The 20,620-nt window shown below is 65.9% G+C and carries 19 protein-coding genes, 1 tRNA gene and 1 pseudogene; 10 read left to right on the forward strand and 11 right to left on the reverse strand.

Annotated features, from left to right (window positions below; translation table 11 throughout):
- Positions 1-11: 11 nt before the first annotated feature.
- Entirely contained in the window at positions 12-1,070 is a 1,059-nt protein-coding gene (mnmH, locus tag ACTFO6_RS13265) for a tRNA 2-selenouridine(34) synthase MnmH (protein WP_439934921.1), read from the reverse strand.
- 101 nt (positions 1,071-1,171) lie between these two features.
- On the opposite strand from mnmH, the gene selD reads away from it, so the two are divergent.
- Positions 1,172-2,233, forward strand: coding sequence for a selenide, water dikinase SelD (gene selD / locus ACTFO6_RS13270; RefSeq protein WP_439934922.1), 1,062 nt, complete (start codon positions 1,172-1,174; stop codon positions 2,231-2,233).
- Between the two features lie 81 nt (positions 2,234-2,314).
- Positions 2,315-2,797: an acyl-CoA thioesterase gene (locus ACTFO6_RS13275; RefSeq protein WP_439934923.1), complete on the forward strand. Its 483-nt coding sequence runs from the start codon at positions 2,315-2,317 to the stop codon at positions 2,795-2,797.
- 10 nt (positions 2,798-2,807) lie between these two features.
- Here ACTFO6_RS13275 and ACTFO6_RS13280 read toward each other — a convergent pair whose 3' ends face one another.
- From ACTFO6_RS13280 to ACTFO6_RS13290, 3 genes are read right to left on the reverse strand one after another with little or no spacing between them, the layout of a single operon-like run.
- A complete protein-coding gene (locus ACTFO6_RS13280; protein WP_439934924.1) occupies positions 2,808-4,193 on the reverse strand; it encodes a DEAD/DEAH box helicase in 1,386 nt (461 codons plus the stop codon).
- A gap of 2 nt (positions 4,194-4,195) precedes the next feature.
- Positions 4,196-4,567 carry a phage protein NinX family protein gene (locus ACTFO6_RS13285; protein ID WP_439934925.1) on the reverse strand — a complete coding sequence of 124 codons (372 nt, stop codon included), beginning with the start codon at positions 4,565-4,567 and terminating at the stop codon, positions 4,196-4,198.
- Positions 4,568-4,614: 47 nt separating this feature from the next.
- Complete coding sequence (locus ACTFO6_RS13290; RefSeq protein WP_439934926.1) at positions 4,615-6,039, reverse strand: RtcB family protein; 1,425 nt, start codon at positions 6,037-6,039, stop codon at positions 4,615-4,617.
- A gap of 360 nt (positions 6,040-6,399) precedes the next feature.
- On the opposite strand from ACTFO6_RS13290, the gene ACTFO6_RS13295 reads away from it, so the two are divergent.
- From ACTFO6_RS13295 to ACTFO6_RS13325, 7 genes and pseudogenes are all read left to right on the forward strand, one after another.
- Positions 6,400-7,263 carry a 3',5'-nucleoside bisphosphate phosphatase gene (locus ACTFO6_RS13295; protein ID WP_439934941.1) on the forward strand — a complete coding sequence of 288 codons (864 nt, stop codon included), beginning with the start codon at positions 6,400-6,402 and terminating at the stop codon, positions 7,261-7,263.
- A 13-nt stretch (positions 7,264-7,276) separates the two neighbouring features.
- On the forward strand, positions 7,277-7,906 hold the full coding sequence (locus tag ACTFO6_RS13300; RefSeq protein ID WP_439934927.1) for an L-threonylcarbamoyladenylate synthase: 630 nt from the start codon (positions 7,277-7,279) through the stop codon (positions 7,904-7,906).
- Between the two features lie 49 nt (positions 7,907-7,955).
- The gene (locus ACTFO6_RS13305; protein WP_439934928.1) at positions 7,956-8,618 is read left to right on the forward strand and encodes a site-2 protease family protein; all 663 of its coding nucleotides are present in this window, start codon (positions 7,956-7,958) and stop codon (positions 8,616-8,618) included.
- Positions 8,619-8,637: 19 nt separating this feature from the next.
- Positions 8,638-9,840, forward strand: a complete 1,203-nt coding sequence (locus tag ACTFO6_RS13310) for a tryptophan--tRNA ligase (protein ID WP_439934929.1) — start codon at positions 8,638-8,640, stop codon at positions 9,838-9,840.
- A 202-nt stretch (positions 9,841-10,042) separates the two neighbouring features.
- Positions 10,043-10,843 carry a segregation and condensation protein A gene (locus ACTFO6_RS13315; RefSeq protein ID WP_439934930.1) on the forward strand — a complete coding sequence of 267 codons (801 nt, stop codon included), beginning with the start codon at positions 10,043-10,045 and terminating at the stop codon, positions 10,841-10,843.
- A pseudogene (scpB, locus tag ACTFO6_RS13320) lies at positions 10,839-11,459 on the forward strand (SMC-Scp complex subunit ScpB); the annotation flags it as partial. The gene ACTFO6_RS13315 and the pseudogene scpB, both read left to right, overlap by 5 nt.
- 40 nt (positions 11,460-11,499) lie before the next feature.
- Complete coding sequence (locus ACTFO6_RS13325) at positions 11,500-12,126, forward strand: AAA family ATPase (RefSeq protein ID WP_439934931.1); 627 nt, start codon at positions 11,500-11,502, stop codon at positions 12,124-12,126.
- Positions 12,127-12,132: 6 nt separating this feature from the next.
- Here ACTFO6_RS13325 and ACTFO6_RS13330 read toward each other — a convergent pair whose 3' ends face one another.
- From ACTFO6_RS13330 to ACTFO6_RS13360, 7 genes are all read right to left on the reverse strand, one after another.
- Positions 12,133-14,232, reverse strand: coding sequence for a nitric oxide reductase activation protein NorD (locus tag ACTFO6_RS13330; RefSeq protein ID WP_439934932.1), 2,100 nt, complete (start codon positions 14,230-14,232; stop codon positions 12,133-12,135).
- Complete coding sequence (locus ACTFO6_RS13335; RefSeq protein ID WP_439934933.1) at positions 14,207-15,019, reverse strand: CbbQ/NirQ/NorQ/GpvN family protein; 813 nt, start codon at positions 15,017-15,019, stop codon at positions 14,207-14,209. Before ACTFO6_RS13335 ends, ACTFO6_RS13330 begins: the two co-directional genes overlap by 26 nt.
- Before the next feature lie 5 nt (positions 15,020-15,024).
- Positions 15,025-15,915, reverse strand: a complete 891-nt coding sequence (locus ACTFO6_RS13340) for a YkgJ family cysteine cluster protein (protein WP_439934934.1) — start codon at positions 15,913-15,915, stop codon at positions 15,025-15,027.
- Between the two features lie 81 nt (positions 15,916-15,996).
- Positions 15,997-17,913, reverse strand: a complete 1,917-nt coding sequence (gene aprA / locus ACTFO6_RS13345; RefSeq protein ID WP_439934935.1) for an adenylyl-sulfate reductase subunit alpha — start codon at positions 17,911-17,913, stop codon at positions 15,997-15,999.
- A 92-nt stretch (positions 17,914-18,005) separates the two neighbouring features.
- Positions 18,006-18,470 (reverse strand): adenylyl-sulfate reductase subunit beta, encoded by a 465-nt coding sequence (gene aprB / locus ACTFO6_RS13350; RefSeq protein WP_439934936.1) that lies wholly within the window; start codon positions 18,468-18,470, stop codon positions 18,006-18,008.
- Between the two features lie 59 nt (positions 18,471-18,529).
- Positions 18,530-19,747 (reverse strand): sulfate adenylyltransferase, encoded by a 1,218-nt coding sequence (sat, locus tag ACTFO6_RS13355; protein WP_439934937.1) that lies wholly within the window; start codon positions 19,745-19,747, stop codon positions 18,530-18,532.
- Positions 19,748-19,874: 127 nt separating this feature from the next.
- A complete protein-coding gene (locus ACTFO6_RS13360; RefSeq protein WP_439934938.1) occupies positions 19,875-20,222 on the reverse strand; it encodes a hypothetical protein in 348 nt (115 codons plus the stop codon).
- A 32-nt stretch (positions 20,223-20,254) separates the two neighbouring features.
- Here ACTFO6_RS13360 and ACTFO6_RS13365 point away from each other — a divergent pair.
- Positions 20,255-20,331 (forward strand) — tRNA-Met (locus ACTFO6_RS13365).
- Positions 20,332-20,620: the final 289 nt, after the last annotated feature.

A 20,620-nucleotide genomic window follows, 5' to 3' on the forward strand; every position in this document is an offset into this window, starting at 1 on the left:
ATGGCAAGCGCTCAGACGATGCATCCGAGGAGCTCCCGGGCCGCCCGGTCGAAATCCCCCTCGTTGGTGCCCTCGATCCGGACCCGCAGCGCGGCCGGGAGGCGGGGATAGTGCTGCAGGGTGGAACGCCGGTAGGCGGGATCGTAATGGGCAGCGAGCAGGGCACCCACGAAGGCGGGCCAATCCTCCGCCGCGGCCAGCCGCTTCCACGCCTCGATCCGCTCCCGCCCGTGGAGGGGGATCAGGCAATCCAGCCGGGCGCAAAGGGCCTGGCGGTCTTCCAGGAAATGGCGGTATTCCTCCAGCAGGAGGGCGATGCGGTCGGCCATGCCGGTTTCCACCTCCACGCACTCGGCGGACCACATGGCGGCAATGAGCGCCTCGGGCACCCTGAGGTTGCCCACTTTCTTGCTTTCCGCTTCGACGAATACGGGCTGGGACGGATCCAGGCGGTGGAGCCCCTGCCATACCTGGCTCTCGAACATCTTCTGGGAGGGCTGGGGTGCGTCGGGCCGGTCCCCCAGCACGGAACCCCGGTGCCGGGCGAGCCCTTCCAGGTCGAGCACCTGGGCGCCGGCGCGGGCCAGGGCCTTGAGCAGCCGCGTCTTGCCGGAGCCGGTGGGGCCACACACCACGCGCCAGCGGAAAGCGGCGGGCAGGCGTTCCAGGTCGGCCAGCACTTGGCGCCGGTAGGCTTTGTAGCCGCCTTCGAGCTGCTCCGCTCGCCAGCCGATCTCCCGTAACACATGCACCAGGGCGGCGCTGCGCTGGCCGCCGCGCCAGCAATAAACGAGGGGCCGCCAGTGGCGGGGACGATCCAGTAGAACCGTCTCGATGTGCCGCGCCACGTTGCGGGAGACCAGCGCGGCGCCCAGCTTCTTCGCCTCGAAAGAGGAGACCTGTTTGTAGAGGGTGCCGACGCGGGCCCGCTCCGCGTCGTCCAGCACCGGCAGGTTGACAGCGTCGGGTACATGGTCCTCCCGGTACTCGGCGGGGGAGCGCACGTCGATGACCTCGTCAAACTCGGCCAGGTGTGCTACGGTAATCCCCTTCAAACGCGCGGTACTCATTTCGGTGCCGGCCGGGCATGGCGAGCGCGACGCGGGTGATGCGCGGCGGCCGGCCGCCTAGTCTACCGTTTTTCGATTCGCAACCGAACGCCCTGTCACCCATGAACGATATGACCGATCCGGGCTCCATCCGGCTCACCCAGTACTCCCACGGCGGCGGCTGCGGCTGCAAGATCGCACCGGCCGTGCTGGCCGAGATCCTGTCCCGCTCGCCCCTCGGCATTTCTCATCCCGATCTCCTGGTGGGCGCCGAGTCGAGCGACGACGCGGCCGTGTATCGCCTGAACGACGAACAGGCGCTGGTGGCCACCACCGACTTCTTCATGCCCATCGTGGACGACCCCTTCGACTTCGGGCGGATCGCCGCCACCAACGCCCTCTCGGACGTCTACGCCATGGGCGGGCGGCCGGTTCTGGCCTTGGCGGTGGTAGGCATGCCCATCGACCGGCTCCCGGTCGCCGTGATCCAGCGCATTCTGGAAGGCGGTGCTTCCGTGTGCCGGGAGGCCGGGATCCCCATCGCGGGGGGGCACTCCATCGACGCGCCGGAGCCCATCTATGGGCTCGTGGCCTTGGGGCTGGTGCATCCCGAACGAGCGAAACGCAACGACGCCGCCCATGCTGGCGACGTGCTGATCCTGGGCAAGCCCCTGGGAATCGGCATCCTGAGCGCCGCCCTCAAGAAGGGCCAGCTTTCCGCGGAAGGCTATCGGGAAATGATCGCTACCACCACGTGCCTGAACACGGTGGGCGCGGCCCTGGCCGAGCTGTCCGAGGTGCACGCCATGACCGACGTCACCGGTTTCGGGCTGCTGGGCCACCTGCTGGAGATCTGCCGCGGCTCCCGGCTTCGGGCCCACGTCCAGTTCGCCCGCCTGCCGGTGCTCGGCACTGCCCTGGATCTCCTGCGCCAGGGCTATGCCACCGGCGCTTCCGGCCGCAACTGGGCGAGTTATGGCAGCGCGGTCGCGCTGCCCGAGGGTTTGCCCGAGTGGGGGCAGAAGCTTCTTACCGACCCCCAGACGAGCGGCGGTCTTCTGGTGGCGTGCAGTCCAGAGGCGGAAGAACAGGTGCTGGAGCTCTTCCGCCGGGACGGCTTCGCCGCGGCGCGAACCATCGGCCGGCTGCAGGCCGGGTCGCCGGGGATCGACGTTTTCGCCTGATCCCGGCCAAGGGCGGCAGGCCATGGGCGCTCGGAACTCATCCCGCCCGCCGGGCTCGCGCCCCGACCGGCAGGTAAACCGATGGCCGCTTCCCCTGGCTGCCCCCGACGGGAGCCTGGAGGTGATTCCGTGACCCGGACCGAGCCCCACAGCCGGGATCATTACCGGCACTTCCTGGAAATCACCACCCGCTGGATGGACAACGACGCCTACGGGCACGTGAACAACGTGATCTACTACGCCTACTTCGACACGGCGGTGAACCGCTACCTAATCGGTGCGGGCGTGCTGGACATCACCTCGGGCCCGGTGATCGGACTGGTGGTGGAAAGCCAGTGCCGTTATTTCAGCCCGATGGCGTTTCCCGATACGGTCCACGCCGGTCTGCGGGTCGCCCATCTGGGCAGGAGCAGCGTGCGCTACGAGGTGGGCATCTTCCGCAACGACGAGCCCTTGGCTTCCGCCCAGGGCCATTTCGTCCACGTGTACGTGGACCGCGTCCACCGGCGGCCGGTGCCCATCCCCGTGCCCATGCGAACCGTCCTGGAGCCTCTGGCGGCCTGAGCGCCGGCCCTCAAGCCTTCTTGGTCGGCATTCCCCCGAGCAAGGCGGGAACCGGCCGCTCCAACCGCCGTCGCCGGTGCCCATGGATCGGGGGAAGGGAAGGTGCTCCACCCGCGTCCCTAGCGGGAAGCGCCTCGGCGGCCAAGGCGGGGGGCGGGGGAATCTTGGATTCCGTCAAGGGCGCCACGTGCCGCTTCTCGTGGACCTCCCGCTCCCGATGGGGACGGCGGCCGCCCGGTGCCGTCCGTCCTGCGGCGGGGGCGAACGCTGGGAGGGTTTCTCTGGGTATTGGCCGTTTGAGGAGGCGCTCGATGGCGGAAAGGTATTTTTCCTCTTCCGGCGCCACCAGGGAGTAGGCGTCCCCGGTCATACCCGCCCGCCCGGTGCGGCCGATGCGGTGGACGTAATCCTCTGGGTGGTGGGGCAGCTCGAAGTTCACCACGTAGGGGAGCTCTTCGATGTCGAGCCCCCGGCCGGCGATATCGGTGGCGACCAGCACCCGGATCTTCCCCGCCTTGAAGTCCGCCAGGGCCTGTTCCCGCTGGATCTGGGTCCGATCGCTATGGAGCGCCACCGCCTGAACGCCTTCCCGCTCCAGGGCCCGGGCCAGCCGGTTGGCCCCGATCTTGGTGTTGACGAAGACCAGCGCCTGGCGCATGCCCCTGGCCTCCAGGAGGGACTTGAGCAGCGCCCGCTTGTGGGCCGAGGCCACGGGAATGACCGCCTGTTTCACCAGCTCGGCGGGGGCGTTGCGGGGCGCGACCTGTATCCGCACCGGATCCGTTAGGAAGGAAGAGGCGAGCCGCACTACGTCCTCGGAGAAGGTGGCCGAAAACAGCAAGTTCTGCCGCCGGGGGGGCAACAGCCCCAGAATGCGGCGGATGTCGGGTAGGAAACCCATGTCCAGCATCCGGTCCGCTTCGTCCAGCACCAGGATAGCCACCTGGGAGAGATTGACCGTACGCTGGTGGACGTGGTCCAGGAGCCGTCCCGGGGTCGCCACCAAGATCTCCACCCCCCGGCGCAGCGCCTCGATCTGGGGATCGATGTCCACGCCCCCGTAAACCACGGTGCAGCGCAAGGGCAGGCGGGCGCCGTAGATGCGCACGCTTTCCTCCACCTGGGCCGCCAGCTCCCGGGTGGGCGTCAAGATGAGGGTCCGGACGGGATGGCGGGCGGGGGAAGCGCTGGTGTTGGCCAGGGGACTTAGCAACTGCAGGATGGGTAGGGTGAAGGCGGCGGTTTTACCGGTCCCGGTCTGGGCGGCCGCCATGACGTCTCGGCCGGCCAGCACCAGGGGGATCGCCTGGGCCTGAACCGGAGTGGGCGCGGCGTAGCCCTGACTGGCGACCGCCTCGAGCAGTTCGGGGATGAGACCTAGATCGGAAAATTGCATCGCTATTCGTCGAATTCCACTTCTTCTCCGTAGTGCCGAACGACCAGGCTGCGCATGGCGGCGATCAACGGCGTGGGGCCATAGGCCACCGCCATCCCGTCCTGGGAAGCCCGCCAGCCACCCACCACTGCGGTCACCGAGATCCGGTGTTTTTCCAGCAGCGGGCCTCCCTGGCGCCAATCGGCGGTCGGGCGATAGTAGAAAGTCCTTCCGCTGTCGGTGGTCTTGAAGAAGGTCTGGGCGGTCAGGTCCAGGTGAAAGCCGGCCTGATCATAGGGACGGTCGGCGGCCCTTTCCTCCACCCGCTCCGCTTTGGCTACCAGGAAATCCAGGTAGAGGGTGGGCAGGGCTTCGACCCGGTATCTCCTCTTCATTCCGCCCCTTAAGGATAAAGAAAAATGCCTTCCAACGCCATAAAAAATCAGCCTTTTATGCAGACCTTGGGCCGCAGGAACGCCACCCGTCGGGCAAGATGGGCGGCTTCGGTCACTTCCGCCACCGTGTCCACGTCCTTGTAGGCGCCCGGAGCTTCCTCCGCGGCGCCGCGCATGGACTTGGTTCGGATCAGGATGCCCCGGCCCCGCAGCTCGTCGATCAGCTCCCGTCCTTTCCACCGCTGCAGCGCCTGCCGCCGGCTCATGGCGCGCCCGGCGCCGTGGCTGGCGGAGCTGAACGCCGGGTTGTCGGAGACGCCGGCCAGTACATAAGAGCCCGTGCCCATGCTGCCCCCGACGATTACTGGTTGCCCCACCTCCCGATAGCGGGGTGGGAGGCTGGAGTGGCCGGGACCGAAAGCCCGGGTCGCCCCCTTGCGGTGGACATAAAGCCCGCGCTCGCCCCCGTTGACTCGGTGCCGTTCCACCTTGCAAGTGTTGTGGGACACGTCGAAGAGGGTTTCCAGCCGCGCGCCGGGCACGACCCGCCGAAACGCCTCCCGGGTCAAGTGGGTCAGGATCTGGCGGTTGGCCAGGGCGCAGTTGATGGCGGCGTTCATGGCCCCCAGGTACTGTTGCCCTTCGGGCGAGCGGATCGGGGCACAGGCGAGCTCCCGGTCGGGGAGCGGGATGCCGAGGCGGCCGGCCGCCTTGGCCAGGGTGACCAGGTAATCGGTCCCGATCTGGTGGCCTAGCCCCCGGGAGCCGCAGTGGATGGAAACCACGATCTGCCCTTCCGCCAGGCCGTAGGCCTGGGCCGCCTGCCGGTCGTAGATGCGCTCCACCACCTGCACTTCCAGGTAATGATTTCCGGAGCCCAGGGTTCCCATCTCGCCCCGCTGCCGCTTCTTCGCCAGCTCCGACACGTTCTCCGGATGGGCGCCTTCGACCCGTCCGTGCTCTTCCACATATTCCAAATCCTCGGGCGTCCCGAAACCCCGCTCCACCGCCCAGCGGGCACCCCCCCGCATTACCTGGTCCAGCTCGGGAATGGAAAGCTTGAGGGACCCTTCTTCGCCGACCCCGGCGGGGATGGCGCGAAACAGCTCGTCGGCCAGGGGTTCCAGGGAGGGCGCTAGCGCCTCCAGGGTCAGGTTGGTGCGCAGGCAGCGGATGCCGCAGGAAATGTCGAACCCCACGCCGCCGGCCGAGACGACGCCCCCTTCGTCCGGATCGAATGCGGCCACTCCACCGATGGGGAACCCGTAACCCCAATGGGCATCGGGCATGGTCATGGCCGCGCCCACCAGACCGGGAAGCCGGGCCACATGGGCGATCTGTTCCAGCACCTTTTCGTCCATTGCCTCGAGCAGCGCCCGAGTGGCGAACAACCTCACCCGGGAATGGGCCGGATCGGCACCGGCCAAGGTCCAGGTGGTTTCGTTCAACGGTTGCAGTCGATCCAGTTTCATGATCGTTGCTCTCTCAACGGGTTGATTCGCGCCTCCCGGGTGAGTTCCAGGTCGGGCTCCAGTAAGCTCGCGAGTCCACCGGGTCTCCGAACGGCGGGATTTCCCGCGGACCGTCCCAAGAGGACGAAAGCCGCCGCAGACACCCCAGGGCTACCCTAGCCCAGACGCTGGTTCCGGACGGGCGAGCCCAGGAAAGGCGGGGCATGGGGGAAGGCAGAGACGACATCCGGAAGGCGTCCCAGTGCCCATTATTCTGGACGAAAACCCCGGCGGGCGCATCCTATCGGCCCGCGAGCCCGGCCGTAGCGTCACGGTGCTCGGCGGGAAAGCGGGTTTTGGCCCCTGAACCGTTTTGTTATGATGACCCTTGCGCTTCCCGTTCCCATGTCCCCCGTCGATCTCCATTGCCACTCCACGGCTTCGGACGGCGTACTGGCGCCCGCCGAGGTGGTACGCCGGGCGGCCGCACGGGGAGTGGAGGTGCTGGCGTTGACCGATCACGACGAGCTGGGAGGGCTTGCCTCGGCGCGGGAGGCTGCCCGGGCCTGGGGGATCGCCTTGGTTGAGGGCGTCGAGGTGTCGGTCACCTGGCGCGCCCAGACCATCCACGTGGTGGGCCTGGGGATCGATCCGTCCCACCCCGAGCTTACGGCCGGTTTGGCCAGCCTGCGGGCCGGGCGCCGGGAGCGGGCCCGGGCGATCGCCGCCGAGCTCGGGCGTTGCGGTATCCAGGGAAGCCTGGAAGGCGCCTATGCCCACGCCCGGAACCCGGACCTGATCGGGCGCACCCATTTCGCCCGGTTCCTGGTGGAGCGGGGGGTGGCGGGGGACGTGAAGAGCGTGTTCCAGCGCTACTTGGCCCAAGGCAAGCCCGGCTACGTGCGCCACCAATGGGCCTCCTTGGACCGGGCCGTCGCCTGGATCCGGGCGAGCGGCGGGGTCGCGGTGCTGGCCCACCCCGGGCGCTATCGCCTGTCGGGCCCAGCGCTGGAAGCCTTGCTCGCCGAGTTCCGCGACCAGGGCGGGGCAGGCATCGAGGTGGTCTCGGGAAGCCATTCGCCGGAAGATTACCGGCGCTTCGCCCGCCTGGCCGGCCGCTTCGGGCTCGTCGCCTCCGCGGGCTCGGATTTCCACAGCCCCGAAGAAGGCGGGCTGGACCTGGGAGCGCTGCCGCCCCTGCCCGAGGGATGCCGGCCGGTGTGGAGCGCGCTCGGGCTGGGATGAGGGGATCTCAAGAATGGCTCAGTATTTCGAAATACACCCGAAAAACCCGCAGCCCCGGCTCATCCGCCAGGCGGCCGAGATTGTGCGCCAGGGCGGAGTGATCGTCTATCCCACCGACTCCTGCTATGCCTTGGGCTGCCGCTTGGGCGACCGGGAAGCGGCCTCCCGCATCTGCCGCATCCGCGGCGTCGACGACGATCACCTGCTCACCCTGGTATGCCGCGATCTGGCCGAGCTGGCCCAGTACGCCCGGGTGGATAACCGGCAATTCCGGCTGCTCAAGGCGGCGACCCCGGGGAGCTACACTTTCATCCTGGAAGCGACGCGGGAAGTGCCGCGACGGCTGCAGCATCCTAAGCGCAACACCATCGGCCTGCGCGTGCCGGATCATGCGGTGGCGAACGCCCTGCTGGCGGAGCTGGGCGAGCCCCTGCTCTCCTCCACTCTTCTGCTGCCGGGCGATGACTTGCCGATGAACGACGCCCAGGACATCCGCGCCCGGCTGGAGCACCAAGTGGATCTGGTGATCGACAGTGGCCCCTGCGGCGTCGAGATGACCACGGTGCTGGACCTGACCGACGAAGTGCCCAGGGTGGTGCGCAAGGGGAAGGGCTCTCCCGAAGCGCTAGGCATCACGCCTTGAGCCGGGGTCGCCGGGCCGGGGAGAAGGGCGATGGTAGAATGGCGTCTCCATGGAAGCTCATCTGATCCAGGTGATCGCCGTCTACGCCCTGCCGGTGATTTTCGCCATCACCCTCCACGAGGCCTCCCATGGCTACGTGGCCAAACACTTCGGCGACCTGACCGCTTACGCCCAGGGACGGGTCAGCCTCAATCCGATCCGCCACATCGACCCGTTCGGCACCCTCGTTCTGCCCCTCGTGACCTTGGCGGTGGGCGGCATCATGTTCGGCTGGGCGAAGCCGGTGCCGGTCAATTTCGGCAACCTGCGCCAGCCGAAGCAGGACATGCTGTGGGTCGCCGCCGCCGGTCCCGCCGCCAACTTCGCCATGGCCCTGGGTTGGGCCCTGGTAGCCAAGGCCGCCCTGGCGAACGAAGGGGCCTTCTGGTCGGAGTTTCTCTATGCCATGGGGCTCGCGGGGGTTCAGGTCAACATCATCTTCATGGCGCTTAACCTGCTGCCGGTCCCGCCCCTCGACGGCAGCAAGATCGCCATCAGCCTGTTGCCCAGGCAGCTCGCTTACCGCTACGCCGCCCTGGAGCCCTACGGGATCTACCTGCTGCTCGGGCTCATCGTCCTGGAAGGCGTGTTCAACATTCCCCTGCTGAGCGCGATCCTGTTCCCCTTGTACGAGGCTGCGCGGGGGGCGATCCTCGCGCTTTTCCACCTCTGAACCCGTCTCGCCCTTGACCATGTTTCCCGAACGCGTCCTCTCCGGCATGCGGCCCACCGGCAGCCTGCACCTGGGCCACTACCACGGCGTGCTGAAAAACTGGGTGAAGCTCCAGCACGAGTATGAATGCCTGTTCTTCGTCGCCGACTGGCATGCCCTGACCACCCATTACGACGAGCCCCAGGTGATCGCCGACAGCGTGTGGGACATGCTGATCGACTGGCTTGCGGCAGGCGTCGATCCGGCCCAGGCGACCTTGTTCATCCAGTCCCACATCCCCGAGCACGCGGAGCTGCACTTGCTGCTCTCCATGGTGACGCCCCTAGGCTGGCTGGAACGGGTGCCCACGTACAAGGACCAGCAGGAGAAGCTCTCCGACCGGGACCTGTCCACCTACGGGTTCCTGGGCTATCCGCTGCTGCAGAGCGCCGACATACTCATCTACCGGGCCACCCGGGTTCCGGTGGGGGAGGATCAGGTGCCCCACATCGAGTTCACCCGGGAGATCGCCCGCCGCTTCAACCATCTCTACGGGCGCGAGCCCAATTTCGAGGAAAAGGCGCTCAAGGCGGTGAAGAAGCTGGGCGCCAAGAAGGCCCGCCTGTACCTGGAGCTGCGCACCCGCTACCAGGAGCAGGGCGATACCGAGGCGCTTGCCGCCGGACGGGCATTGCTGGAGGAGGCGCAGAACCTCAGCCTGGGAGACCGGGAGCGCCTGTTCGGCTACCTGGAGGGTGGCGGAAAGATGATCCTCTCGGAGCCCGAAGCGCTCCTCACCGAGGCCTCCCGCCTGCCGGGCCTGGACGGGCAGAAGATGTCCAAGTCCTACGACAACACCATCGGCCTACGGGAAGCCGCCGACAGCATCGCTAAGAAGATCCGTACCATGCCCACCGACCCCGCGCGGGTGCGGCGCCAGGATCCGGGCAATCCGGCCCGCTGCCCCGTGTGGCAGTTCCATCTCGTGTATTCGGACGACGCACGGCGCAAATGGGTCCAGGAAGGATGCACGACAGCCGGGATCGGCTGCCTGGAATGCAAGCAGCCGGTCATCGACGCGATCCTGGCGGAGCAGAAGCCCATGCTGGAGCGCGCCCGGCCCTACCAGGAGGATCCCACGCTCCTGCGCAACATCATCGCGGACGGCTGCGAAAAAGCCCGCAAGCTGGCCCAGGAGACCATGCGGGAGGTGCGGGAGGTCATGGGGCTCGATTACGTTTGAGCGGGCCGGGCGGGAGGGGGCGGGTTGCCCCAGGGGACGATCCGTGAGAAAGTTAGCGTCGCCTGGGCGGCCGGCCCAGCTCCGAACAGCAGAAGGGCGCTCCGGGAATCCACCTCCTGCATCCTCGGGAAGACGGTAGACGCGTGTACTCCCCCATGCCATCCGACCAAGCGGCGACCGCGCCGCGCCAGGCCGGCACCCCATGAGCACGATGATCGACGGCGGCCCCATCGCCAGGCTCTATGGGGAGGCCCTGCAGGAGCTACCCAAGGACCTGTACATTCCGCCGGACGCGCTGGAAGTCTTTCTGGAAGCCTTCGAGGGCCCCTTGGATCTACTCCTGTACCTGATCCGCAAGCAAAACGTGGACGTGCTCGACATCCCCATGGCCGAGCTCACGCGCCAGTACATGGAATACGTGGAGTTGATGCGGGCGACCCAGCTGGAGCTGGCCGCGGAGTACCTGCTCATGGCGGCCATGCTGATCGAGATCAAGTCTCGCATGCTGCTGCCGCGCCCGCCCCGGGTCGAGGAGGCTGCGGAGGATCCCCGGGCGGAGCTGGTGCGCCGGCTCCTGGAGTACGAGCAGATCAAGCTGGCGGCCCAGCGGCTGGAGCGCATCCCGCGGGCGCTGCGCGATTTCGCCCTGGTCCAGGTCTGGATCGAGCAGGCGGCGGTCAAGCGCCTGCCCCAGGTGAACGTGGACGATCTGCGCAACGCCTGGCTCGCCTTGCTCAACCGGGTGAAGCTCTCCCGGCATCATCGCGTGACCCGGGAGGCGTTGTCGGTACGGGAGCACATGACCCGCATCCTACGGCAGCTCGCGGGACGGGATTTCGTCGAATTCGAGTCGCTGTTCGACCCGCAGGCGGGCGTTCCGGTGCTGGTGGTCACGTTCCTGGCCCTGCTGGAGCTGGCCAAGGAGCGCCTGGTGGAGGTCACCCAGCGAGAGGCCTTTGGGAACATCTATGTCCGAACCATCAACTTCCTCACCCCCGATTAATCTCGCCGAGATCAAGAAGATCCTCGAGACGGCGCTGCTCACGGCGGGCGAACCCCTCGGGATTTCCGAGCTGCGCAGGCTCTTCGACGAGGACCTCGGGGCCGATCTTGTCCGCAAGCTGCTGGAAGAGTTGCGCCAGGACTGGGCTGGCCGAGGCGTGGAGCTCACTTGCGTGGCGAGCGGCTGGCGTTTTCGCTCCCGCCCCGAGTACCAGCGCTATCTCGACCGGCTCAATCCCCAGAAACCGCCCAAGTACTCCCGGGCGGTGATGGAGACCCTGGCCATCATCGCTTACCGGCAGCCGGTGACCCGGGGCGACATCGAGGAGATCCGGGGCGTGTCGGTCTCGCCCCAGGTGATCAAGACCCTGGAGGCGCGGGGCTGGATCGAGGTGGTGGGCCATCGGGACGTGCCTGGGCGGCCGGCCCTGTTCGGCACCACCAAGGCGTTTCTCGACGACTTGGACTTGCGCTCCCTGGAGGAGCTGCCGCCGTTGGAGGACCTGGCAGGGCTGGTGGAGCGCGGCGCCGATTCTCTCCCGGCCGAGGCTCGACCCGGAGAAACAGCCGCGGAAGAAGTACCGGCCGAAGATCCCCTTGCCCAGGAAGTCCCCTCCCCCGAGCGGGCGCAGCGGGTCGCTTGAAAGGCAACGGGCCATGCGCGCAATCCTGGTGGCCAATCCGAAGGGAGGGAGCGGCAAGACCACCGTGGCCACCAACCTGGCTGCGGGTCTCGCCGCCGCCCGGGAGCGGGTCTACCTCTGGGACATCGACCGGCAGAAGTCGGCCCTGACCTGGCTGTCGATCCGGCCCGACCATCTGCCCCGGGTGGCGCGGCTGGACGGTGGCGACCCGAAAGACCGGGACTCGGGCGACCGGAGCTGGGTGGTGATCGACACGCCGGCCGGGCTCCACGGCAAGAATCTGGAGCACGCCCTGCGGCTGGCCGACAAGGTGCTCATCCCGGTCCAGCCCTCGGTGTTCGACATGGCGGCGACCCGGGACTTTCTGGACGCGTTGCTCTCGGAGAAGGCGATGCGCGGCCGCAGGCTTCCGGTGGGAGTGGTGGGGGTGCGGGTGGATCCCCGCACCCGGGCCGCCGCCACGCTGGAAGCGTTCCTCAAGCAGTACGACCTACCCATCCTAGCCATCCTCCGGGACACGGTGATCTATACCAACGCCGCGTTCCTGGGGCAGAGCGTCTTCGACCTCCCGCGCTACCTGGCGGAGCGGGACACGGAACAATGGAGGCCGGTGATCGACTGGGTGCGCGGGGGCCGCTGAGGTGGTTCAGAAGGTGAGCCGGCGGTAGATGTCGGCCACCTTGAGGGGGAGCTTCCCCGGGTCGTCCACCACCGTGTAGTTCACTTCGCCGTACATATGTGGCAGGTAGTCCCGCGCCTCCCTGTCGATGGTGATGCAATAGGGATAGATGCCCAAGCGCTTCGCTTCCAGGAGCGCCTGGCGCGTGTCTTCGATCCCGTACTCCCCCCGGTACTCGTCGCTGTAATCGTCGGGCTTCCCGTCGGAGAGGGTAATCAGGAGCTTGGTTCGGGCTTCCACTGCTTCCAGCAGGCGGGCGGCGTGGCGCAGCGCCGGTCCCATGCGGGTGTAGTCCAGGGGAATGATGCCGCCGATGCGGGACTTGACCGCCTCGCCGTAGGGCTCGTCGAAGCGCTTGACCCGGTAGAATTCGCAGCGCTTGCGGGTGATGCCGGAGAAGCCGTAGATGGCGTAGCGGTCTCTCAGTGCCTCCAGGGCCTCGCACAGCATGACCAGGGCCTCCCGCTCCGCGTCGTTGATCCAGCCTTTGGTGGAGCCGCTCATGTCCACGACGAACAACGCCGCCACATGGCGGTCGGCGCGGCGGTGCTCCACGAACAGCCGCGCCGGCAGCTCCAGCCCCTGGCGCAGATCGACGAAGGATTCCACCAGCGCGTCGAGGTCCACGTCGTCCCCGAAGGGTTCTTTGCGCAGGCGCCGCTGCTCCTGCCGCAACGCCTCGAACGTGCGTCGAAGCTGGGCGACCTGGTGCCGATATTTTTCCAAGGTGGCCTGGGCGAACTCGGGCGTCGCCGGATGCACGTCCAGCTCCCGCAGGGTGCACCACTCCCGCCGGTAGTGCCGGCGGCGGAAATCCCACTCGTCGTAGAGATAGACCTTCTCTCCCTGGACCGCTTCCGGCGCTTTCCCGGCCGCCTCGAAGCGCCGGAGCGCTCCTCTGGGGGTCCCGGCATCTCCCGCCGGTACCATGTATTCTGGGGGAAGCTCGCCCAGGTCCTGGACGATGGACTGGATCAGGTTGTGCACTTCGGGCGGGACGTTAACGGGCATCCCGTCCAGCTCCACGCGGGCGTCGAACTTCATCCCTTCATCCTCGATGCGCACCGACCATCGGGGCGGGGCCCGGCGGGCGGCCGTCGGCCTCGGCGGAGACTGTTCGGAGGCGAGCCGGGCCAGGGCCCGCTGCAAGGCTTTCCGCTCCCGCGCAAGGCGCGCTTCCCGGACCGCGAAGGCACGCTCCGGTTGAAGCCGTCCCAGGTAGCACCAACCGGGATCGTCCAAGTGATGGATAGCGCTCGCGAGTAGCGCCAGGCTGTCGGCCACGGTGGCCCCCGGCACCGCGAGCCGCTCCAGGCCCGGGACCGGCGCCAGGGGCTCGCGCGCCCTTAACGCCTCCAAAAGGCGGCCCAAACCGGGGAAGCTGCGGGTGATGCAGGCCCCCAGGCGGATCGCCTCTAGCACGTTGAGCAGTTTCAGGGCATGCTCTCCCGCCGGATACGCCTTACGCGGCAGGTTGAAGGTGCCGAACCGGGACTGTGCCCACAGATGGGCCGCAGTAGCCTTGTAGAGCTGGAAATTCTCCGCTCGGGTCGGAAAGCGGGCGAGAAAGGGGGGCAGGTAGACGGTTTCTGTGTCCGTGGTGGCGACCTCGGCCGCCGCCACCCGCAGCCGCCGGCCGGAAAGCCCGCACAGGAACAGCTCCAGCACCGGCGCCACCTCCTCGAGCCGGGCGCACCGCTCCCGGCTGCGATGGCGTTCGACGAAGGAGGGGAGCGCTTTCAGCGTCGCGGACGCGGAATACAAGCCCTGCCTGTCGTAGACGTCCATGGCGCCGATCAGCCACTCCTCCGTGCCTTCGGGCCCCAGCAGGGCCAGGGCCTGGGGCGCCAGCGCCGCGAACTGGTAGGCGAGTTCCGCGTTGCATTTAGCGACCACGGTGACCCAATGCAGCACGAAGTCCTGCTGTTCCACGCCGAGGGAGGCCAGCGCCGCCGCGAGACCCGCGGCTGTGCGGCGGGAAGTCAAAACCGGGTTGAGCTGCTCCTCCAGCCGCTCCTCCAGCGCGGCGCGCGGCAGCGGCTCAGAAGAGGGTGGAGATGAGCTCATCGACTGCGATCAGCATGTCGCGCTCGTCGGATAGCGCCTGGGCGACGGCGCCGCGGCAGGCGGCCCGGGGATCCACACCCTTGGCGATCAGCTTGCCGGCGTGGACCAGCAGCCGGGTGCTCGCCCCCTCGTCCAGCCCGTTGCCCTTAAGGCTGCGGGTCATGGCCGCGAGCTTGACCAGCTTTTCCGCCGTTTGCCCGTCGATCCCGGCCTCCCGCATGAGGATCGTCTTCTCCAGCTCGGGCTCCGGGTAAGCGAACTCGATGGCCACGAACCGCTGGCGGGTGCTGTGCTTGAGCTCCTTGAGCACGCTCTGGTAACCCGGATTGTAGGAGATCACCAGTACGAATTCCCTGGGCGCTTTCAGCACCTCGCCGCGTTTCTCGATCGGCAGGCAGCGCCGGTCGTCGGCGAGGGGATGAATGACCACGGTAGTATCCTTACGCGCCTCCACGATCTCGTCCAGGTAACAGATGCCGCCGCAGCGCACCGCCCGGGCGAGGGGGCCGTCGATCCACACGGTCTCGTTGTTGGTGATGAGATAGCGTCCGACCAGGTCGGAGGCGGTGAGATCGTCGTGGCAGGAGACCGTGATCAGGGGCCGCTTGAGCCGCCAAGCCATGTACTCCACGAAGCGGGTTTTGCCGCAGCCGGTCGGCCCCTTGAGCAATACGGGGATCTGGCTCGCGTAGGCGGCCTCGAACAGGGCGATTTCGCTGCCGACCGGTTGATAGTAGGGCTCTTGCTCGATCAGCAGCGATTCGGCGGCGAAATCATTGGCATGCACGGGGCTCAATCGAGGCTGTCGTAAACCCGATCCTGCTCCTCGGCCAGTTGCTGCGCCTTTCGCTCAGCCTGTTCCCGGAGCTTGCGCTGGTAACGCTCCCGGCGCTTTTCCACCGCGGCGGGCTTGATGGCGATGGTCCGTTCTCCGAAGAGAACCTGTTTCAGCAGGCGGAAGCCAAACTGCAGCAGTTTCACGTCGCCGGCCACGATCTCCTGCAATTCCTGCGGCGGGATGTCGAATACCTCCTGAAACGACGGGCTCTGCACGAATTCCCGCAATCCGTCCACGTCGTAGCTCGCGAGGAAGAAGAGCTCGAAGCTGCGCTGGGAGGGACGCCCGAGGGTGGGCCCGCTGGAGCGCTTCTTGAGGATGATGCTTTTCCATTCGCGATTGATCTCGTCGTACACGTCGACCCCTTGTTCGACGCGGTATTCGCGGACGGTCTGCACTTTCGGCTCGAAGTGCCCCAGGCAATGGGCCTCCTTGACCACGAAATAGGAGTCCTCCTCCACGGGAGAGTCCTTCTTGCGCATGGCCATGAGCCCCAGGGCGTAGTAGCGGCAGGCGGCGGGGCGATCAGCGTACACGCTGCAGCCCTCGGGCGCCAGGAACCGGCAGGCAGTGCTCGCCTCCCGGGTCTTGAGCTTCAACCCCGGCATGCCGTGGGCGTCCAGCGTGCAATCCACGGTGTAGCGCTCGATGAACTCCCGCGAGGTGAGGCCAAGGCGGTTCTTGAGGCGCAGGATGTCGTAAGGCGTGAGCAGGATGTCGATGTTTTCGCAGCACTTGTTGAAACAGGCGATGCCGCGATGGCAGCGGAACCGGAACTTATCGTCCAGCCCGAGCTGTACCGGCACGATGGGGCTCGATGGTTGCGGCTCGTGGAATTCGCTCATGGCACGAAAAGTATCAAAGCAAAAGGGTCCCGGAGACGCTGACCCCCCGGGACCCCCTGGAAGCTCACGAAACGACCGCGGTCAGTCCTTGATCAACTGAACGTAGGGCACCTTTTTAAGGGCCCACTTCTTAGTCTGGCGGTCGTACGTCGAGTTGACGAAGCACTTCCAGTTGTCGTCGTCTACGTAATTGAAGTCGGTCCGGTAGTAGTACCCCGGGTACCGGGTCTCCTGGCGGAACTGGATATGCTTCATGTGGCACTCTGCGGCGATGATGCGATGGTAGTTCTCCCACGCCCGCAGCAGCTCGTGGAGATCCTTGGCCCGCATTTTGAGGGAGTCCTCCTTGAGCATCTCCAGCTTGCCTTCGGCCACCTCCAGCATCTTGGCGTTGGTCTGGTACCAGGTGGAAACGCCGCCCACGTACTCGTCCATGATCTTCTGCAGACGGAACTGCAACATCTTGGGTGTGATGTAATGGGGGTTGACGTCGATGGCCGTGGTGTAGTCCTTGTACTGGAGGTAGGTTCTCACCGGCCGGTAGACCTCCTCCACCAGCTCATCCACGCTGCGCGACAGCTCCGGCTTCCAGTCCTTGTTGTCCAGGGCGAACTTCACCATCGCCTTGGCGGCTATCCGGCCCTCGGTGAAGGAGCCGGAGGAGAACTTGTGGCCGGAAGCTCCGACGCCGTCGCCAGCGGTGAAAAGTCCCTTCACCGTGGTCATGCGGTTGTAGCCCCAGGACCATTCCTTCGGAACCCCGGGCAGATCGGTCGGCCCCGAGACCCAGATACCGGCGCAGCCGGCGTGGGATCCCAGGAGATACGGCTCGGTCGGCATGATCTCGGAGGGCTTTTTATCCGGCTCGATGTTCTCGCCCGCCCAAATCCCGCACTGGGAGATGGTCATGTCGAGGAAGTCCTCCCATGCCTCCGCCTCCAGGTGCTTGATTTCTTTAGGCGTCATGTTCTCGGCGAGCTTTGCCAGGGCCGTGGGCGTGTCCATGAAGATCGGGCCCCGGCCCTCGCGCATCTCCTTGAGCATGAGGTGATTGCGCAGGCAGGTTCCCGGGACGCCCTGGCCGTATTTGCCGAAGCGCTTGGTGTCCTTGATCTCGCCCGCGTTGGCCGTGTTGTAATCCTCGCCCAGGCCGTTCATCACCTTGGCCTTGAACAGCAGGAACCAGGCGCCCACCGGGCCGTAGCCATCCTTGAAGCGCGCCGGCACGAAGCGGTTCTCCATCATCGTCATTTCGGCGCCGCACTCAGCCGCCATGGCGTAGGTGGATCCCGCGTTCCACACCGGATACCAGGCGCGCCCCGTCCCTTCGCCCACGGAGCGCGGCCGGAACACGTTCACCGCCCCGCCGCACGCGAGCAGGCAGCACTTGAACTTGTAGATGTACAGCTTGTGCTCCCGCACCGAGAAGCCGGCGGCGCCGGCGACCCGATTGGGATCGTTCTTGTCGGTTACCAGCCGGACGATGAACACCCGCTCCTGGATGTTCTCCATGCCGAGCGCCTTCTTGGCGGCCTCGGCGACGATCCACTTGTAGGACTCCCCGTTGATCATGATCTGCCAGCGGCCCGAGCGCACCGGCTTTCCGCCCTCGGTGAGTTTTTTGTCCTCGTCGCCAGGCTGCTTCCAGATGGGCAGGCCCCATTCCTCGAACAGGTGCACGGAGTCGTCCACATGCCGGCCGATGTCGTACACCAGGTCCTCGCGGATGATGCCCATGAGGTCGTTGCGCACGTAGCGGACGTAGTCCGCCGGGTCGTTCTCGCCCACGTAAGTGTTGATGGCGGACAGCCCTTGGGCCACCGCGCCGGAACGCGACAGCGCCGCCTTGTCCACCAGCTTGATCTTGAGGCCGGTCCCCTCGGCCCAGCGCATGATTTCCACGGCGCAACCGCAGGCCGCCATGCCGCCGCCGATGATAAGGATGTCCACTTCCTCCTGGATGATTTCCGGATTGCCAAATACGTATTCGTTAGCCATGTGTCCCGTGCCTTTTCGTAATCCCCTGTGCCCGACCGCCTGCGGCCGGGTCGGTCAGCCGCGTCCCGTCTTTTGCTTTCGCCAGCACTCCATCAGGAATGGACGAACTGGCTCATGTCGCACTTGTGGGTCCCGTGGGTGAAGAGCGAGCCGTGATCCTCGATTTCCGCCATGTTGGCCGCGGGTTTGCCGGCATAGGGATCGATCGAGCCTTCGGGAGTGGTGCGGATCGGAAATTTGAAGCGCTTGACCGTACCGTTGCGGAACTTGATGGTCCACATGATCGAGTCGGTGCCGCGCAGCGGTTGCACCGAAGCGCCCAAGGGAACGACGTCCGCGTAATGCCGGACCTCGATCGCGTTCTGTGGGCAGATCTTCACGCAGGAATAACATTCCCAGCACTGCTCCGGCTCTTGGTTGAAGGCCTTCATCGCGTGGCCGGTCAGGGAGCCGTCCTTGTCGAGCAGCATCAGATCGTGAGGACAGATGTACATACAGGCGGTCTTGTCCTGGCCCTTGCATCCGTCGCACTTGTCGGTTCGCACGTAGGTTGGCATCGCGATCTCCCGGTTGATGAAACTATGGGAAGGGATTCTCCCCTCGGTTCAAAACGCGCTCAGCGCGCCGAGTGTCCGCTGAGCTTCACTTCTACCCGCTCCTCGTCTTTCAAGCCGCTATAGTATTCGCGGAGGATGGCCAATACCTCCGGCCGGCTGAACTCGTTCGGAATCTCCAGCCCCTCGGATAGGGCTTTGCGCAGCTTGGTGCCCGACAGCAGCAACCGATCCCGGTCTTCGTGGGGGCAGGTGCGGGCGGAAGCCATGCCACCGCACCGGTAACACCAGAAAGTCCAGTCGATCTTGAGCGGCCTGATCTCCAGGGCGTCTCGAGGAATCTCGTCGAAAATTCGATGGGCATCGAAGGGGCCGTAATAGCTTCCGACCCCGGCGTGGTCTCGCCCGACGATGAGATGGGAGCACCCGTAGTTCTGACGGAAGACGGCATGCAGCAGCGCCTCGCGGGGGCCTGCATAGCGCATATCGAGGGGATAGCCCGCCTGAACGACCGTGTCCTTCACGAAGTAATTATCGATGAGGGCGGCGATCGCCCGCGTCCGAACCTCCGCCGGGATGTCTCCCGGCTTGAGGTTGCCGAGCAGGCTGTGGATCAAGACGCCGTCGCAGACCTCGATGGCGATCTTCACCAGATATTCATGAGAACGGTGCATGGGATTGCGGGTCTGAAACGCCGCCACCGTCGCCCACCCCTTCTTCTCGAAGATCGCCCGGGTTTGGGCGGGGGTCATGTAGATGCCCGGGTACCGGGCCGGGAAGTCGCCTTCGGAAAGCAGCCTCACTGGACCCGCCAGGTTCACCGGCCCCTGGTCCATCACCATTTTTACCCCGGGGTGTTCCGGGTCCGTGGTCTTGTACACCATCATGCACTCGTGGGCCTTATCGATGGTGTACTTCTCGGTGACCTTCATGGTCGCCATGATGGCGCCGGCGTCCCCGTCCACCAGGGCGATTTCCATGCCAGCTCGGATGCTCTGCGCCGTGACCTCGTCGGTGGAGAGGGTGATGGGAATGGGCCAGAAGAGGCCGCTGGCGGTCTTGTAGCCGTCGCATACCCCTTCCCAATCGGCCCGCGTCATGAACCCGTCCAGGGGCGTGAAGCCGCCGATCCCGAGCATGATGAGGTCGCCTTTTTCCCGGGAAGAAAGGCGGACTGCGGGCAAACTCCGCGCCCGCTTTAGTTCTTCCTCGCGAGCCTCGTCGGGGAGCAACAGGGGCTTAAGACCTCCCCCTCCGTGGGGATTCACCAACCTGGGCATTTTCTCCGCCTCCTGGCCAAGCTTCTCTGTTTTTTTCGCCAGAGGAAAATAGCATGGTGCCCCTCACGGCTTGATGCATTTATTTTATTGATGGATAAAAGGGAATTTTGTGGCTTCCGGAGGAGCTTCATGGAAGCTCCAATCCCTCGGGTAGCCGTCCTTTCGTCCAGAAACCGGCGGAAAGCTCCACCACGACAGGTTCCGGGGCCGTACGCCGGGGGCGGCCGTAGCTGTCCGGCTGGATCGACTCTCCGCCTTGCTGGGGTTCTAGGACCAGAGCGGGCCCCTCCTCGAGGATTTCCACCACGATGTAGGGAATGCCGTAGTAGCGAACGGTTTTTCCGATAAGCTTGCGGAAAGCACGCAGATTTTTTGTATCTTTTTGTTTCATTGAAGAAAATATTGTTGTGAAGGGGGCGGGAGGTCGGGAGCGGCTAAATTTTTCCCCTGCCGTGGCAGCGTTGACTCTCTCCACCACTGCAAGCTACAATTCTTTTCTCTTTCGGGCGCGGGGTGGAGCAGTCTGGTAGCTCGTCGGGCTCATAACCCGAAGGTCGTAGGTTCAAATCCTTCCCCCGCAACCATTGCTCTTTAACAATCGAACAGCCGATCGGTGTGGGCACGGGTTAGAGGGGTCGTGGGGTGCGCTTTTGAGCAGCGGCTTTGAAGGACCCTGAAGCTTGGGCTCATGCCGAGGAGTTCTGTCACGGGAGCCTCCTTTGAGGTTGGAGTAGAGGGGGGTTTTCGAGGACTTTGAGTGGGATGAGCCTTGGCCCGCAGTTTCCGCCTCCCCGTTGGGGGGGTGGGGATGTCGGGCGGATCGGAATTGAACTGGAGAGTTTGATCCTGGCTCAGATTGAACGCTGGCGGCAT

The organism is Pelomicrobium sp. G1 (genome assembly GCF_051905455.1).
Taxonomy (GTDB): Bacteria; Pseudomonadota; Gammaproteobacteria; order Burkholderiales; family UBA6910; genus Pelomicrobium.